13 protein-coding genes are annotated in these 14,077 nt (G+C 62.1%); 6 read left to right on the top strand and 7 right to left on the bottom strand.

What is annotated here, in order from left to right:
• Nucleotides 1–130: 130 nt before the first annotated feature.
• Nucleotides 131–982: a class I SAM-dependent methyltransferase gene (locus tag AC1DYS_RS14125; protein ID WP_477900109.1), complete on the top strand. Its 852-nt coding sequence runs from the start codon at nucleotides 131–133 to the stop codon at nucleotides 980–982.
• Between the two features lie 244 nt (nucleotides 983–1,226).
• Here the strand turns inward: AC1DYS_RS14125 and AC1DYS_RS14120 are convergent, their stop codons facing one another.
• Nucleotides 1,227–1,907: an Ig-like domain-containing protein gene (locus tag AC1DYS_RS14120; protein WP_477900107.1), complete on the bottom strand. Its 681-nt coding sequence runs from the start codon at nucleotides 1,905–1,907 to the stop codon at nucleotides 1,227–1,229.
• Nucleotides 1,908–2,293: 386 nt separating this feature from the next.
• Here AC1DYS_RS14120 and AC1DYS_RS14115 point away from each other — a divergent pair, with 386 nt between their 5' ends.
• Nucleotides 2,294–3,925 carry an acetolactate synthase large subunit gene (locus AC1DYS_RS14115; RefSeq protein ID WP_477900105.1) on the top strand — a complete coding sequence of 544 codons (1,632 nt, stop codon included), beginning with the start codon at nucleotides 2,294–2,296 and terminating at the stop codon, nucleotides 3,923–3,925.
• 130 nt (nucleotides 3,926–4,055) lie between these two features.
• Here the strand turns inward: AC1DYS_RS14115 and AC1DYS_RS14110 are convergent, their stop codons facing one another.
• Both AC1DYS_RS14110 and AC1DYS_RS14105 read right to left on the bottom strand, forming a co-directional pair.
• Nucleotides 4,056–4,697, bottom strand: a complete 642-nt coding sequence (locus tag AC1DYS_RS14110; RefSeq protein WP_477900103.1) for a GNAT family N-acetyltransferase — start codon at nucleotides 4,695–4,697, stop codon at nucleotides 4,056–4,058.
• Between the two features lie 41 nt (nucleotides 4,698–4,738).
• On the bottom strand, nucleotides 4,739–5,689 hold the full coding sequence (locus AC1DYS_RS14105) for a LysR family transcriptional regulator (RefSeq protein ID WP_477900101.1): 951 nt from the start codon (nucleotides 5,687–5,689) through the stop codon (nucleotides 4,739–4,741).
• Nucleotides 5,690–5,809: 120 nt separating this feature from the next.
• Here AC1DYS_RS14105 and AC1DYS_RS14100 point away from each other — a divergent pair, with 120 nt between their 5' ends.
• The 3 genes from AC1DYS_RS14100 (at nucleotide 5,810) to AC1DYS_RS14090 (ending at nucleotide 7,909) form a co-directional block, all read left to right on the top strand.
• Nucleotides 5,810–6,544, top strand: a complete 735-nt coding sequence (locus tag AC1DYS_RS14100) for an SDR family NAD(P)-dependent oxidoreductase (RefSeq protein WP_477900099.1) — start codon at nucleotides 5,810–5,812, stop codon at nucleotides 6,542–6,544.
• 73 nt (nucleotides 6,545–6,617) lie between these two features.
• Nucleotides 6,618–7,217 (top strand): NADPH-dependent F420 reductase, encoded by a 600-nt coding sequence (locus AC1DYS_RS14095; RefSeq protein WP_477900097.1) that lies wholly within the window; start codon nucleotides 6,618–6,620, stop codon nucleotides 7,215–7,217.
• 86 nt (nucleotides 7,218–7,303) lie between these two features.
• Nucleotides 7,304–7,909 (top strand): class I SAM-dependent methyltransferase, encoded by a 606-nt coding sequence (locus tag AC1DYS_RS14090; protein ID WP_477900095.1) that lies wholly within the window; start codon nucleotides 7,304–7,306, stop codon nucleotides 7,907–7,909.
• On the opposite strand, the gene AC1DYS_RS14085 is transcribed toward AC1DYS_RS14090, so the two are convergent.
• Nucleotides 7,888–10,359, bottom strand: coding sequence for a hybrid sensor histidine kinase/response regulator (locus AC1DYS_RS14085; RefSeq protein ID WP_477900093.1), 2,472 nt, complete (start codon nucleotides 10,357–10,359; stop codon nucleotides 7,888–7,890). The two genes, AC1DYS_RS14090 and AC1DYS_RS14085, sit on opposite strands and share 22 nt — an antisense overlap.
• 465 nt (nucleotides 10,360–10,824) lie before the next feature.
• Between AC1DYS_RS14085 and AC1DYS_RS14080 the strand changes: the two genes are divergently transcribed.
• Complete coding sequence (locus AC1DYS_RS14080) at nucleotides 10,825–11,511, top strand: DUF1349 domain-containing protein (protein WP_477900091.1); 687 nt, start codon at nucleotides 10,825–10,827, stop codon at nucleotides 11,509–11,511.
• A 178-nt stretch (nucleotides 11,512–11,689) separates the two neighbouring features.
• Here the strand turns inward: AC1DYS_RS14080 and AC1DYS_RS14075 are convergent, their stop codons facing one another.
• From AC1DYS_RS14075 to AC1DYS_RS14065, 3 genes are all read right to left on the bottom strand, one after another.
• Entirely contained in the window at nucleotides 11,690–12,094 is a 405-nt protein-coding gene (locus AC1DYS_RS14075; RefSeq protein WP_477900089.1) for a DUF2809 domain-containing protein, read from the bottom strand.
• The gene (creD, locus tag AC1DYS_RS14070; protein ID WP_477900087.1) at nucleotides 12,091–13,497 is read right to left on the bottom strand and encodes a cell envelope integrity protein CreD; all 1,407 of its coding nucleotides are present in this window, start codon (nucleotides 13,495–13,497) and stop codon (nucleotides 12,091–12,093) included. Before creD ends, AC1DYS_RS14075 begins: the two co-directional genes overlap by 4 nt.
• A gap of 133 nt (nucleotides 13,498–13,630) precedes the next feature.
• Nucleotides 13,631–14,050: a hypothetical protein gene (locus tag AC1DYS_RS14065; protein ID WP_477900085.1), complete on the bottom strand. Its 420-nt coding sequence runs from the start codon at nucleotides 14,048–14,050 to the stop codon at nucleotides 13,631–13,633.
• Nucleotides 14,051–14,077 lie beyond the last annotated feature (27 nt).

Raw genomic sequence — 14,077 nt, 5'->3', positions numbered from 1 at the left:
CGCTGGATGGCGGGATTCAACGGCTCCTTGACTTCAATAGTTCTTCGTCCAACGCGCCTTCGATTCGCCCGCAGCTAAGCCCAACCGCAGAAGGACCTGACGATCGCCTAATACGCAATTCGGTACTTCTATGACTTGGCATCGGCCGGAATTCCTCAGGAATGTTGGTTTTCTCAAGGGGCTTGTCCACTCGCCCCGCACTCAAGAGCAGCGGCAAGCGGATGAGCGTGCTGAGACCTCGAGGCACGATACGGGCGGTTTGGCCTCACGCGCCAGGCCGACCACAGCACCGTCTTCTGCAGATCTCCCGCCGCGCTCCTCGCTGCCAGGAGCCCGAGCGGCAAGCAGTTCTTCGGTCCAGAGTCTGACACCCACGCAGGCCACTTTGACGGTGGCGCAGCTGACGGCAGGTACTTCTCGGCCAGCACCTGGGCTCCGGGCGTTCCTGGATCGCCCCTATGCGCAAACTGCCCTAAGCACCGGCATCGCGGTTGACCTTGGCGCAGGCGGCGGAAGAGACACGCGCGCGCTGATCAACGCCGGTTGGCCGAACGTTCACGCCGTCGATAAGGATCCACACACCGTCGACGCATTGCGAGACGTTACCGAGGGCCAGTCTGCAACCGTGCATACCAGTACCCTGCACGATGCCGATATTCCACCGGGCTCGGCAGATATTGTGAATGCACAGCGGGTACTTCCCTTCCTCGGAGAGGACTTGACCATGACGCTGGGTCGCGCCCGTGATCTCTTGCGACCGGGAGGATTTCTCGTAGCGTCGTTCTTCGGACCGCAGCACACGTGGGCCGAGGAGAAACCGCGCCTCGCTTTTCACGATGTAGCGACGGTGCAGCGCATGCTTGAAGAAGCAGGATTTGAAGTGATCGACGTCGATGACGCGCGTGAACCGAATCACGTAGCAGCCAACGGTGCAACAGTGCCGATATGGCACGAAGTCCGCGTCAACGCACAACGCAAATAGGCCCTCGTCAGCCTGGGTGAGCGCGCAGTGCACATGGTGCGGGAGTACCGGGGAGGGTACCCCCTCCAGCGCCTCGCCGATGGCGTTCTCCGTCGTGCCTTTACGGTTGGGGTCTCGTAGGCGCGGCCGGTTGCCAAGAAGCTCAACGTAGCCGAGAGCGAGCACGCGTTTAAGGTTGGTCTACCTTCAATCAGGATGCTTTCTGCCGGGATAGCGGTCGGTGCGTCTCGGAACGACATTGAGCTTAGAGAACAACGATCACCTGGGCTTGTGCATTGTTGCCGTTCGCATCCGTCACATCCACAACCAGGCGATGTGTGCCCGACGACAGCGTTCGAGAAAACGAGTAGTGCCTCTGATCGTCCGCCCGCCCACCCACGAACTCGCCGTCGATGAAAAAATTGGTGAGAGTGATCTGCTTGTCCGACTGGATGTCGACGGTGAACGTGACGTTGCCGCCGTCCTTCGTGCTGCTGGCGATTACCTTGATGGCAGAGGACGGAACGGTGCCCTGCCCCACAGAGAAACTGACAGGCGCCGCATCGGTGGTGTTGCCCGCTGCATCACGAGCTCGCGCGACCACGCTGTGGCTGCCTGCACTGAAACCGCCGATGGGCAGGCTGGTGGAGTAGGCACTGCGGCCTTGAGAGTCGGTCACCGTTGCTTTGGTGGCCCCGCCGTCGACCAGGAATTCGACCTGTGTCACAGCCACGTTGTCGCTGACGGCGGCCGACAAGACGACCGCTTCAGTTCCCACGGCTGCAGTGGCACTGACGGTGGGAGCCGTGGTGTCGGGCTGAGATGGAGACGTTGCGCTGCCGCCTCCTCCCCCGCAGGCACCGAGAATCGAAAGAAGGACCACAGCGAAAGCTGCGACGAGTGCTTTGACAAGATGGGGCATGGACGGCAAGAAGAGTTTTTGCATGTGTAAAGAGAAGCTCCCGCCGCGTCTTCATACCCTCGCGGTCAGGAAGCGGGACGTTACCGGCTCTTGATGAGCTTGCAGCAATTCTGCCGGTGATTGTCGCGTGTCATGCCACCAACAACCCCGCACAAGTGTCTCGTCAGCCGCCGGGGCGGTCTGGTCGCGTTAGGAAGCAGTCTTCGCTCGGCGAAAGGCGCAGGCGTTGTTTGCTGCGCAACCCAGCACGAGTCGGTCACAGCCCTCATCGTCGTGCGGATCCGATCGCAGGTGTAGGCTGCGACTCGATGCGCACAAGTGAGCCATGTTGAAGACACCGGCATCCGCAAGCTGCGCGCCCACTGTCTCTCCGTCTTCGCCCAGCGCGCACAACCACAGGACTAAGACCCATGAAAGCTGCTGAACTCTTCGTCAAGTGCCTTGAGAACGAAGGCGTCGAATACATCTTCGGAATACCCGGCGAAGAAAACATCGATGTCATGGACGCGCTTCTCGACAGCCCGATCCGCTTCGTCACGACGCACCACGAACAGGGCGCTGCATTCATGGCCGACGTCTACGGCCGTCTGACGGGCCGGGCAGGAGTCTGCATGTCGACGCTCGGGCCTGGCGCGACCAATCTCATCACGGGTGTCGCCGACGCCAACATGGACCGCGCTCCCATCGTTGCCATCGCCGGTCAAGGGCCCACGACGCGGCTGCACAAGGAAAGCCATCAGATCCTCGACCTCGTGTCGATGTTCAAGCCGATCACGAAGTACGCGGCGCAGATCCTCGACCCGGGAACCGTTCCCGAGATCGTGCGCAAGGCGTTCAAGGTATCGCAAACCGAAAAGCCGGGCGGTGCGTTCATCGACTTCCCGGAAAACGTGGCAGAGATGCCGGTCGACAAGACCCCGATCCGGGTCCAGACGGCCTACACGGCCGAGGCCCCCGACCGCAAGCTCGATCAGGCGGCGGCCCTCATCGGCGCATCAAAGGCCCCGATCATCCTGGCGGGCAACGGCGTGATCCGCCAAGGCGCGGCGGATGCGCTCGTCACCTTCGCGGAAATGCTGCGCATTCCCGTGGCGAACACCTTCATGGCCAAGGGCGTAGTGCCCTTCACCAACGAGCTCTCCCTCGGAACGATAGGGATGAAGGCGCGCGACCTGCCCTGGTTCGCGTTCGAAAAGGCGGACGTGGTGATCTGCGTCGGCTATGACATGGTCGAGTACCACCCGGACATGTGGAACCCCGATGGCAACAAGACCATCATCCACATCGATGCGCTGCCTGCTGAAGTCGACGAGCGCTACATCGTCGCCGTTGGCGTGCTGGGCGACATCCGCAGCTCGCTGGGGGCCATCGCGCTGCGCGCGGCACGGCAGACGGAGAGTTCGTTCAAGGCGGTGCGCAAGGCGATCGTCGCCGATCGAGCGGAGTTCTCCGAGGACACGGCCTTTCCGATCAAGCCGCAAAAGATCGTCTGGGACCTGCGCGAGGTACTCGCTGCAGACGACATCGTCATCTCGGATGTCGGAGCCCACAAGATGTGGATGTCTCGCATGTACCGGGCCGAGCGGCCCAACACCTGCATCATCTCCAACGGGTTTGCAGCGATGGGAATCGCCTTGCCGGGCGCCCTCGCCGCCAAGCTGGCCTACCCGGATCGAAAGGTCGTCGCGGTGACCGGCGATGCCGGCTTCATGATGAACTCGCAGGAAATCGAAACGGCGATCCGGATGAAGACGCCCTTCGTCGTGTTGATCTGGAACGACTCGGAATACGGCCTCATCACCTGGCATCAGCTTCGCCACTTCGGACGACCCAGCCACATCGCGTTCCAGAACCCCGACTTCGTCAAATACGCCGAAAGCTTCGGCGCCAAGGGCTATCGCATCGAGCGGGCGGAAGACCTCGTCCCGACGTTGAAGAAGGCGCTCGCCGACGACACGGTCGCGATCATCGATTGCCCGGTGGACTACGCGGAGAACATGCTGCTCACCGCCAAGCTCAAGGCCATGAAGTCGCCTCTGTGATCAGGCGCGACAGTCATGCGCATGCGCATGCGCGTGCGGATTGGGGCCGCACAGCGTCACCGATCGAGGCTGCCCTCACCTTTCCATGCATGCTTTCAACACCTCCGCCTCGTGTCGAGCTGCGAGCGAGTCACCTCTTCTTCGGATCGCGCCGCATCAAGGCGTACCAAGCCGCGGTGCACGGCTCAAAGTGCCGACGCACTTCCACGAAGCCGAGTCTTCGATAAAAAGCTGAATTGCGGGGCGTGAAGGTTTCCAAATATCCAACGGTGCCGGTGGCGTCCATCTCGTCAAGTGTCGGCCGCAAGAGTGCTTCGCCCAGACCCTGCCCTTGCAGTTGCGGGTCGATCCCCACGATGGACAAGTACCAGGCGCCCGGCGGGATGACAGCGGCGGCCAAGGGGGCCATGAACTCCACGATGCGGTGGTAGGACGCAAGACCATTTGGCCCGAGGATCGTCTCGAGCGCCTGCGCCTTGGCCACAGCGTCTGCGGCCGCTTGGCTGGGAGTCCGCGGGACCAACCACGCTGCTGCACCGCAGACCGGGTCATCAAGGGAGGAGCAAATGCCGATCCGACCCGCTTCTGAAAGCGACATCGAGAAATACCTCGCGAGCATCGCTGATTCGGCCTGCCAATCACCTGCCACATCTGACCGGATGGCTACGTAAAAGGGGTCATCCTTCAGGGCCGCGACAAGCGCCGGGACGGCGGCGTGGGCGGACGGAGGGTCGTCGCTGCGAGCAGCGTAAGGTAAACCTTCAAAGTTCATCGAGTTCTCCATGGCGATCCGGCGCAACCGATAGCAGACGTTCACCTTCCGCCGCTTCGTTGTGGACGATCGGCACTCAGCGCCACATCGAGTCGCTCGCTCTTGAACGTGTTGACAACCAGATCGACGAACACGCGTGTCTTGGCAGACATCAGCGAACGTGACGCGTAGTAGATCGATATCGAGCCGCCATCGGCGTACCAGTCTGGCAACAGTCGGATGAGCTCTCCGCGCTCGAGCGCGGGCAGCACGGCCAGCATACCGACCAGCGCCACGCCAAAACCAAGGCGGACGGCTTCGGCCATCGCGTCCGGATCGTTCAGGACGACCGTCTCCTTCAACACCGCCGGCACTTCTATTCCTGTCTTTCGATTGCGAAGCATCCAGGAGCGAATTCGCCCTGTTCCCGCCGAACGGATGACGACGGCGTCCAGCGCGGCGAGTTGCGAGGGATCAGCCAGGGGCTTGCGTCCCTTCATGTACTCGGGCGTCGTGACCACGACCAGGTGGAGCGGAGCGAGTGTGCGCGACACGAAGCCTGGGGTCAGGTCGAAGCCGCCGCCGATGGCAGCGTCGTAACCCTCGGCGATGAGATCGACGGGGCGATTTTCAAAGTGCCATTCCGGGCGGATGTGCGGGTACCTTGCCAGGAACTCGGGGAGCAGCGGCAGCACATAGCGGACTCCGAGCGTCGGGCTCATGCTGAGCTTCAGGACGCCGGCTGGTTCGTTGCTGTCGGTCGAGGCGACCGAAATGGCGGCCTGGAGCGCCTCGAGATTGCTGTCGATCGAGACCAGGAATCGCTCGCCCGCCTCGGTAAGCGTCAGCTTGCGGGTCGAGCGGTGAAACAACCTGACGCCGAGGTTGCGCTCCAGCACTGCGACGTTCCGGCTCACTGCGGCGGCGGTCAGCCCGAGCCTGCGGCCTGCCTCGGAAAAGCTCCCCGTCTGGGCGGATCTCACGAACGCTTCGAGATTTGCCAGTGTTTCCATTGCTGTTGGTCTTCAAGCATTGCTTGAAATTAAAACAAGATATTAGCCACTTATCGAACAGCAATGAAGCAACTATCTTCCTGATTCACGACCCTGCAAGGACAACCAAGGATCCCTGACATGACCAGACTGAATGGAAAGACCGCCGTGATCACCGGCGGGGCGACCGGCATCGGCTTCGCCGCAGCAAAGCGCTTCATCGAGGAAGGCGCCTTCGTCTTCATCTACGCCCGCCGACAGGAATCGCTCGACGCCGCTGTAGCGAAGCTCGGGCCCAATGCCCGCGGGGTGAAAGGCTCGGTCTCCGATCTGGCCGACCTCGACCGGCTCTACGCGGCGGTGAAGGCCGAGCGCGGAACCCTCGATATCGTCGTCGCCAATGCCGGCGCGGGAAGCCAGGCTCGCCTCGGCGAGATCACCGCCAAGCACATCGACGAAATCTTCGACACCAATGTGAAGGGCACGATCTTCACGGTCCAGAAGGCGCTGCCGCTGATGGGCAAGGGTGGTTCGATCATCCTGACCGGATCGAGCGCCGGCACCACCGGCGCCCCCGGGATGAGCGCCTACAGCGCGAGCAAGGCAGCAGTGCGCAACCTCGCGCGAACCTGGGCGGAGGACCTCAAAGGCACCGGCATCCGGGTCAATGTGCTGTCGCCAGGAGCGACTGCCACCGAACTCGCGAAGCAAGCGCTCGGCGAAGCGGGCCAGAAGGTCTACGCCGCGATGACGCCGTTGCAGCGCATGGCCGATCCGGCAGAGATCGGAGCGGCGGCTGCCTTTCTCGCGTCGTCCGACAGCAGCTTCATGACCGCCAGCGAGGTCGCCGTCGACGGCGGCCTGGCGCAACTCTGACGCACTGCGCCCGGCCCATCGCTCCATTCGATATTCGGAGGCAGTCGGGCGTGTTCAAACCCAAGGAGAAGATATGAGCTACGCAATCATTGGCTTCGGCAAGATCGGTCACGCTCTGGCCAAGGCGTTTGCCCGCAGCGGCATCGAAGTGTCCGTTGCAACCACGCGCGACCCGGAAAGCTTTGCATCCGACGCGGCCGCAATCGGACCTAAGATCATTCCCAAAAAGCTGGCGGACGCGCTCAAGGCGGACATCATCTTTTTGGCTGTCCGTTTCGAGTCGCACCCCGATGTCGCGAAGGCGCTGCCCACCTGGAAAGGGAAGACCATCGTCGATGTCACCAATGCCTACGGCGTGCCTCCCGAGAAACTGGGAGGACAACCTTCGGCCAAGGTCGTCGCACAAGCCTTCACTGGCGGAAGAGTGGTGAAGGGCTTCAACCATCTCGTCGCTTCCGTCCTTGACAAGGATCCGGCCGTGCACGGTGGCCGGAGAGTCGTGTTCCTGGCGAGCGACGATGACGGTGCAGCAGCAGAGATTGGTGCGCTTGCGGAAAAACTCGGTTTTGCACCGATAAAACTTGGCGGACTTTCGGAAGGTGGACTGCTCGTGCAAGCGCGCGGAAACAGCTGGGGTCACCTGATCTTCAAGGACCTGGTCAAGTTCGACTGATGATCGCTCCCTCGCACGCCGTCCGCTCGTCGAATGTCCAACTGCAAAGGAGGCACTGATGTACGTGCCCATCCAAGCTATCCGAGTTGATCCAGTTCGCACGAGTCGATGCGGGCTCTACCGTCATCGACGTCTACCCAGGCGATGGCGACTGGACCCGTCTCTTCTCCGAAGCTGTGGGACCCGAAGGACGGGTTTACAGCTTCGTGCCGGCCGAAGTCGCCCACTTCAAGAACGATCCGGTCGGGGGCATGCGGACGCTTGCAAAGGAGCCGGGCCGAGAGAACGTCGAGGTTGTCTCGGCGGACGTCGTGGCGATGCCGGAGGCCATGCAAGCAGCGGATGTGCTCTGGCTGCATTTGTTCTACCACGACCTCCACACCGCGCTGATCCAGGCCAAAGGTGCGACGGCGGCCCACTTCAATCGAGCCGTCTACGAGCGGCTGAAGCCCGGGGGGTCGTACGTCATCGTGGACCACGCCGCCGCTGTCGGAACGGGCACGAGCGAAGCCCAGTCGCTGCATCGGATCGAGCCCGCATCCGTCCGCGAGGAGGTGGAGGCAGCCGGCTTCGTACTGGACGCGGAAAGCAACCTGCTCGCGAACAAGGACGATCCGCACTCGATCAAGGTGTTCGATCCGTCGATCAAGGGCGAGACCGATCGCTTCGCCTACCGGTTCGTGAAGCGCTGATTTGCGAATTCAGAGAACGTGGCGGCGAGGACATCCGCAATCTCTTCAAACGTGTTCTGCTTCTGCATCAGGGCCTTGATGCCAAGGTGATGGGCGCGATGTCGCAGCTCATCCGTCACATGCCCAGAACTGATAACGATGGGCAGGTCTGGTCGAATGGCCAGTAGGCGCTCGGCCAACTGCAGGCCCGTCAATCCAGGCATGTCGAAATCCGACAGGACCAGGTCGAACGCAGCGGGATCGCGAGCGACGGCGTCCCACGCCGTGCGAGAACATCCCAGAACGGTGGCGCGGTAGCCAAGTTTCTGCAGCAGGCGTTCCACCAGGACGATCATCGTTTCATCGTCGTCGACGTAGAGCACGTGCTGGCCCGCACCTTGCCGCCTCGGCCCGTTGGTGGTCTCTGTAGGACCGACTTCTGTCCCAGCAGCCGATATCGGCAGATAGAGGTGAAACGCACTTCCCTGCTCCGGCTTGCTTTCCACGACGATGTTGCCACCGTGGGCGCCGACGATGCCGTGCACGACAGCGAGGCCCAGCCCGGTGCCTTCGCCCTGAGGCTTGGTCGTGAAGAACGGTTCGAACACCCGGGCCACCGTCGCCTCGTCCATGCCGTGGCCCTCATCGCGGACCCACAAATGGGCGACAGGTCCGACTTTCAGGCGCAAGGGCGTTGCCGCCTGGGCATCGAGTGTCAGCGCCTCCGCCCCGATCTCCACAACGCCACATCCGCCAGGCAGTGCCTGCCATGCATTGGTGACAAGGTTCGAGATGACTTGCCCGAGCTGTGTGGGGTCTGCACCGATGCGGCAATCTGTCGTCGAGAGCTTGAGCACGAGATTGGCGTTCGCTGGCAGGGTCGACCGGAGCAAAGCCACGTTGTCCTTGATCAAGCCATTCAAATCGCAGAGCTCCAACACCTGTGGCTGGCGCCGCGCAAAACTCATGATCTGCTTGACCAGGTTGCGGCCGCGTCGGCCGCCACTTTGAATCTGCGCCAGGTATGGGTGAGCCTCGTGGCCCGGTCCGAGTTCTTCCAGCGCAAGCGCGCTGTTGCCCAAGATGCCAGCCAGCACGTTGTTGAAGTCATGCGCGATACCACCAGCGAGCGCCCCGATGGCCTCCATCTTCTGGGCGTTGCGCAACTGCAAGGCAAGCTCGTTCTGCCGGAGCTCGCCGGCCTTGCGAGCCGAGATGTCTCGCATGCAAGCTGCAAATATCCGGTGGCCATCCCACTCCATGTCACTGAAGCTGATTTCGATCGGAATTTCATGTCCGTCGGCGTGCAACCCCACGGCCTCCACCGCACGCCAGTCCAGCCGCCGCACGCCGGTGTCCAGGTATCGCTTGAAGCCCTGTCGGTGTGCATCCCGCAGCCGCGCGGGTTGCAGCATCGACAACGGCTGCCCCACGACCGACTCAGGGCTGTGACCGAACATCTTGTGCACGGCAGGATTGACGAATTGGATCTGGCTGTTTTCGTCGAGCATCACGACCACATCCGGCGTGGTCTCCCACAGCAGGCGAAAGCGTTGTTCTACGGCTCGCAGCTGTCGATGTGCAAGCGTCGCGGCTGTGATGTCCTGCAATGTGCCAATGATGCGAGTGCCGCCGCCGGCAGCCAGAGGCATCGGTTTGCTCACCCAACTGAACCAGCTTGTTTTTCCATCGTTCCCGACAAGATCGAGTGCAAATTCAACGTGTTGATCGAGGTCGACCTTGAGCCACCACTCGGGGGTGCGAAAGAGTGCCTGGAAGTCTCGGAACCGCATCGCCGAGGTGTCTTGACCGATGAGTCGAGAGATTCCTGCGGAGAAGAGTGCTTCACCGGTCGCGGGCCGCAGTTCCCAGCTGCCCATGTTGGCCACGCGTTGAGCTTCGGCCAACCGCGCCTCTGAACCCTGAAGCGCCTCACCCAAGGCAGCAACTCTCCTCTCATGCTCGGTGCGCAGCAGATGCTCGTTCCGCTGCGCGATGAGATCCGAGGTCATAGCCGCGAGGTCCGCGAGAGTTTCCCTTTCCTTCGCGCTCAAGACGCGCACGTGACGGTCCAAAACGCAGAGAGTGCCAAGTGCGACTCCTTCGAAGAACAAAGGGTACCCAGCATAAAAACGGATTTCGTCAGGGCCTGTCACCAAGGGGTTGTTCCGAAAGCGAGCGTCGACGCTTGCATCGCTCACCTCCAGCGGTTGGCCGTGTTCCAAAGTGCAAACACAAAAGGCCTCGGGCAACGAGGTTGTGTCCCAGCCCCACCCCACCCTCGAGGGAATCCACTGCGTGTCAGCTCCGACAAAGGTGATGAGCGCGACCGATGCGCCAGTCGCGCGTGCGGCAACACGGGTCAGCCGATCAAAGGCGAGATCGGGCTCCGCGTTCAGCAGCTGCAACCGTTCCAGGATGCTGCATCGAAGGGCGTCATCGTTTTTCGCACCTCTGTCTGAGCCACGCATCAACATCCTCCGGTCCACCAAACCCATCAGTAGGAGGGTATCGCGCCTCCAACCTCAACGGCGGAGGATGCTGCGAGGCTTTTCACGGAAATCCCGGGCCCGCGTCGTCGAACCAAGTGGATGGCTGAGTTGGACTGCCTTGGATGGCGGGCGGCGCTTCACAGCGTGCCCGTTCACCTGTGAACTACGGCCGGACGGTCAGCCCGAGGACGCCCACGCGGGGATAACTGGAAATGGACTACGTAAGCCCGAACCAACACGGGTCGCTTGAATGTGACCGGCAATTTGCGACCATGTGCTCGATCGTAGTCAAGAACATGTCCTGCCGCGCCGGCTTGCGGTACTGTTCATACTGCATGTTCTGCTCAGCGGCCGTTGCAAGAGGCCGTTGTTTCATCGGATGAGCCGCAGAGGGTGCGGAGGTACGAACTTGACTAGCGTGGCCTCGGTTGGAATGGAGAAGTCATGACAGTGTTTGATGAGAGTGGTCAGGGTGCCGGACAGGAACGAGCGCTGGGCGGATCGGTCTCCAGCCGCGTGCCGATCACAGGTATCGAGAGTGCGCAGGACAGCAGTTGGCTTCGAGGGGCGTGGTTGAACGAACCTAAGGTCCATAGCGCGCTGACTGAAGGAACGCTCGAGGTAGTCACCGACCAGGAAACGGACTTCTGGCGTGAAACTCACTACGGTTTCACTCGTGACAGCGGCCACTTCCTCGGGGTCGAAACCCCATCCGGATTTACATGCCAGTTCCGTATTCGTGGCATGTTCGAGGCCTTGTACGATCAAGCCGGCATCATGGTTCGGGTCAACGAGCGGCAGTGGGTCAAAGCGGGGATTGAACTGAGCGACGGACGCGCCATGCTCAGTAGTGTCCGCACAGACGGAAATTCAGACTGGGCTACCGCCCCGTACGACGCAGACCCGACTGACTTTTGGATACGCGCTACGCTTAAAGATGGTGTGCTTCGTCTGCAGGTCTCGTCCGATGGACGCCGTTGGCCTCTCGCTCGGCTTTGCCCATTTCCCGCCACGTCAAGTTGCCTCGTCGGCCCCATGGCATGCAGCCCTAAAGGACGAGGATTGAGGGTGCTCTTTTCAGAGTGGAAGCTCGGACCCCCACTCGGCAAGGACTTGCACGATCTGTCCTGAAGTCGCCCGCCCTTGAGCGGCCATCGTCGGCTCGGCGTGCGAAGCTTCGTTCTGAAAAGACGGCATAGCAGCTCCCATCGAATTGCCCCACGGGTGGCGAGCAGGTGATGACCGCGTACGGGCATGAAGTAAACGTGAGCGCGCATGCTCTAGCTGGCCTGCAGCCGCCCACTGAAGCTCACCGAGTCGATCGAAAAGCAAGCCTGGGAAGTTCGAGCGCGCGGCACACCAGCCAGCCGCATCCGTAGGCCGCCAAGTCCCACAGATCGAAGGTGGTGCCGAGCGCGATGCGCAAGACGCGGTGCAGCGCTGTCTGCCCGTGCAGGCCCAGCGCGTCGACCATGCCCAGGCCTTGCAGGCATTCGATCGCACACGCGAATAACAGTGCCCACAGCGCCAGCCGTGCGGCGGGCTGTGCCACGCAGGCCCGCAGCAACGCGTACACCAGCACCACGACCAGCACGTCGCCGCCGAAGCCGCGCAATGCCCCTGGTGGTGCATAACGCGCGATGCTCACTTCGATCGCCAGCAGCACCACGGCGGCGAGCAGCCATTGGGGCCGGAAGATGAACGACGAGGTCATGGTGTTTCAGGCTGAGGGGCGGGATCGGCCCGCAGCCGGCCGTACCAGTCCACCTTGCGCGTCAGCATCATCACGGCGGCCAGCACGGCGAACAGGGCCAACGCACCGACCACCAACGCCGTCTGCTCCAGTTGCAGCAGCATGTAGAGCAGGCCGTACAACGCGGCGATGCCCGCGCCGAATGGCAAGCCGCGCTTCCAGCTGTGCAGCATGTGGCTCGTATAGCAGCTGAGCAGCAGCACGCAGGCGCCAGCGGCAATGGCGTAGGCGAGATGGAAGGCGAGATGTTCTGACAGGCTCACGAGCAGCAGAAAGAAGATGCTGATGGCGGCACCGACCAGGAAGTACTGAACCGGGTGCACCCGCAGCCCTTGCATGAATTCGAACAGGCCGACGGCCACGAAAGTCAGTGCGATGAACAGCAGGCCGTACTTCGTTGCCCGGTCGGACAGCGAATAGGTGTTGATCGGGTCGATGAAGCTGACGTCCAGAGTTTCCACGCAGGCGGTGTTGGGGGCTGTGGCTGTCACCGCGTCCATCGTTGCCACGAGCGGTGGCGGGTCTTCCTGGGTTCTGCTGCCATTGCACAGCCTGCCTTCATTCATAACCGATTGCTGCGCCGAACTGGCCAGCGCCGATATGCGCCAGCTGGCTTCAAAGCCCTGGTCGCTGACCTTGCGCTCCGAGGGCAAAAACTGCCCGTAGAAGCTCGGGTGCGGCCAGTTGGATGTGAGGCTGACTTGCGTGGTGTCGCCCAGAGGCACGATGCTCAGGCTCTCGGTGCCGACGAGTTCGAAGTCGATCTCGGCTTTGAATGGCGCGCCGAGGTTGATGCCCGCCGGCAGATCGACCTGCACGCCGCGCGGGTAGGCCGCATGGTGGGTGCCGGCCTGTACCACCTGCGCCGCACCGTTGATCCGCACGTCGGCCTGCCGGATGCCGCGTGCGTCGGATACCGCCAGCATCAGCACAGCGGAGCGGCACTGCACTGTGGAGCCAGCGAACTGCCGTGCGCCTTCCAGTGCTTTCAGATCGACCCATTGCGCCGTGATGTGTGACTTGAAGGTGAAGACCTGCGTTGCGTGCAGACCGCGCGCCCGCGCTTCGACCTGGCTGGTGCCGCCCACGTTCAGCACGCTTGGAGCGATTGCCATATTGAAATCACGTCGCTGCAGGACCGGACCTTTTTCGCCTTTTGCGGTCCATTTTTCAGTGCAGCTGACCTGGACCAGCGGCCCGAGCAAAGTCTGGCTGCCAGCCAGGCTTTGCGCCACGCTGGTGGCGACGTCCTGATGCAGGGACTTGCGTTCGCGGACCAGGCCGGTGATCTGCTGCAGGCCCAGCAGCAACAAGACCGCCACCAGCAACAGACCACCGAGTTTTCCAAAAATAATTGACTTCACATCGCCTCCCTTTATTGAGAGATGCGAGGCTAGMCAGTGATGGTGAGGGCGACGTGAAGTCTGTGAAGCGAAAGTGAAGTCTGGAGCTTTATGAGTTGGCGCCCGACTTCAAACCACCCACAAGAGCGTCCCCTCAACGAAGCGTGAACTTCACCGTCACAGGCGCCCTGCCCGATTGACTGACGACGGCGATAGCCTTGGTTCCAGGCGAGACGCTCAAACTGCCTTTCCCCTCCAGCTTGTCGCCCGAGGGCTGAAGCGCCAATTCCGATTTGGCCGAGGCTGACAGCAGCGTGAGCTTGGCCGTCGCGCCTTTGAGGTCGACGGCCTTGCCGTGGTCGGCCACGTAGAGGGCGGCACCGTCTGCCTTCGCGACCAGCTCGTAGTTGACGTCACTCACTACGCTGACCACGCCGCCGTGCTGGGCCTTGTCGTCGTGGCCGGCGTGGGTGCCAGTGGGCTTGTCGTGGTCATGGCCCTTGTGGTCATCGGCCGCATGGGCAGGCAGCGCGACAGCGGTGGTGAGGCAGAACAAGAGGGATGCGATTTTCACGGTGGCTCCTTGGTTGAAAAAGGTTGG

Source organism: Rhizobacter sp. P2_G4 (assembly GCF_056403575.1).
Note: the sequence above shows the minus strand (reverse complement) of the source record. Positions and strands in the feature narration are given on the sequence as shown.

Excerpts from the sequence above, each read along its gene's own strand:
- AC1DYS_RS14125 (WP_477900109.1), top strand. The coding sequence starts at position 131 with ATGACTTGGCATCGGCCGGAATTCCTCAGGAATGTTGGTTTTCTCAAG.
- AC1DYS_RS14100 (WP_477900099.1), top strand. The coding sequence starts at position 5,810 with ATGACCAGACTGAATGGAAAGACCGCCGTGATCACCGGCGGGGCGACC.
- AC1DYS_RS14080 (WP_477900091.1), top strand. The coding sequence starts at position 10,825 with ATGACAGTGTTTGATGAGAGTGGTCAGGGTGCCGGACAGGAACGAGCG.
- AC1DYS_RS14095 (WP_477900097.1), top strand. The coding sequence starts at position 6,618 with ATGAGCTACGCAATCATTGGCTTCGGCAAGATCGGTCACGCTCTGGCC.
- AC1DYS_RS14120 (WP_477900107.1), bottom strand. The coding sequence starts at position 1,907 with ATGCAAAAACTCTTCTTGCCGTCCATGCCCCATCTTGTCAAAGCACTC.
- AC1DYS_RS14075 (WP_477900089.1), bottom strand. The coding sequence starts at position 12,094 with ATGACCTCGTCGTTCATCTTCCGGCCCCAATGGCTGCTCGCCGCCGTG.
- AC1DYS_RS14085 (WP_477900093.1), bottom strand. The coding sequence starts at position 10,359 with ATGCGTGGCTCAGACAGAGGTGCGAAAAACGATGACGCCCTTCGATGC.
- AC1DYS_RS14115 (WP_477900105.1), top strand. The coding sequence starts at position 2,294 with ATGAAAGCTGCTGAACTCTTCGTCAAGTGCCTTGAGAACGAAGGCGTC.
- AC1DYS_RS14105 (WP_477900101.1), bottom strand. The coding sequence starts at position 5,689 with ATGGAAACACTGGCAAATCTCGAAGCGTTCGTGAGATCCGCCCAGACG.
- AC1DYS_RS14110 (WP_477900103.1), bottom strand. The coding sequence starts at position 4,697 with ATGAACTTTGAAGGTTTACCTTACGCTGCTCGCAGCGACGACCCTCCG.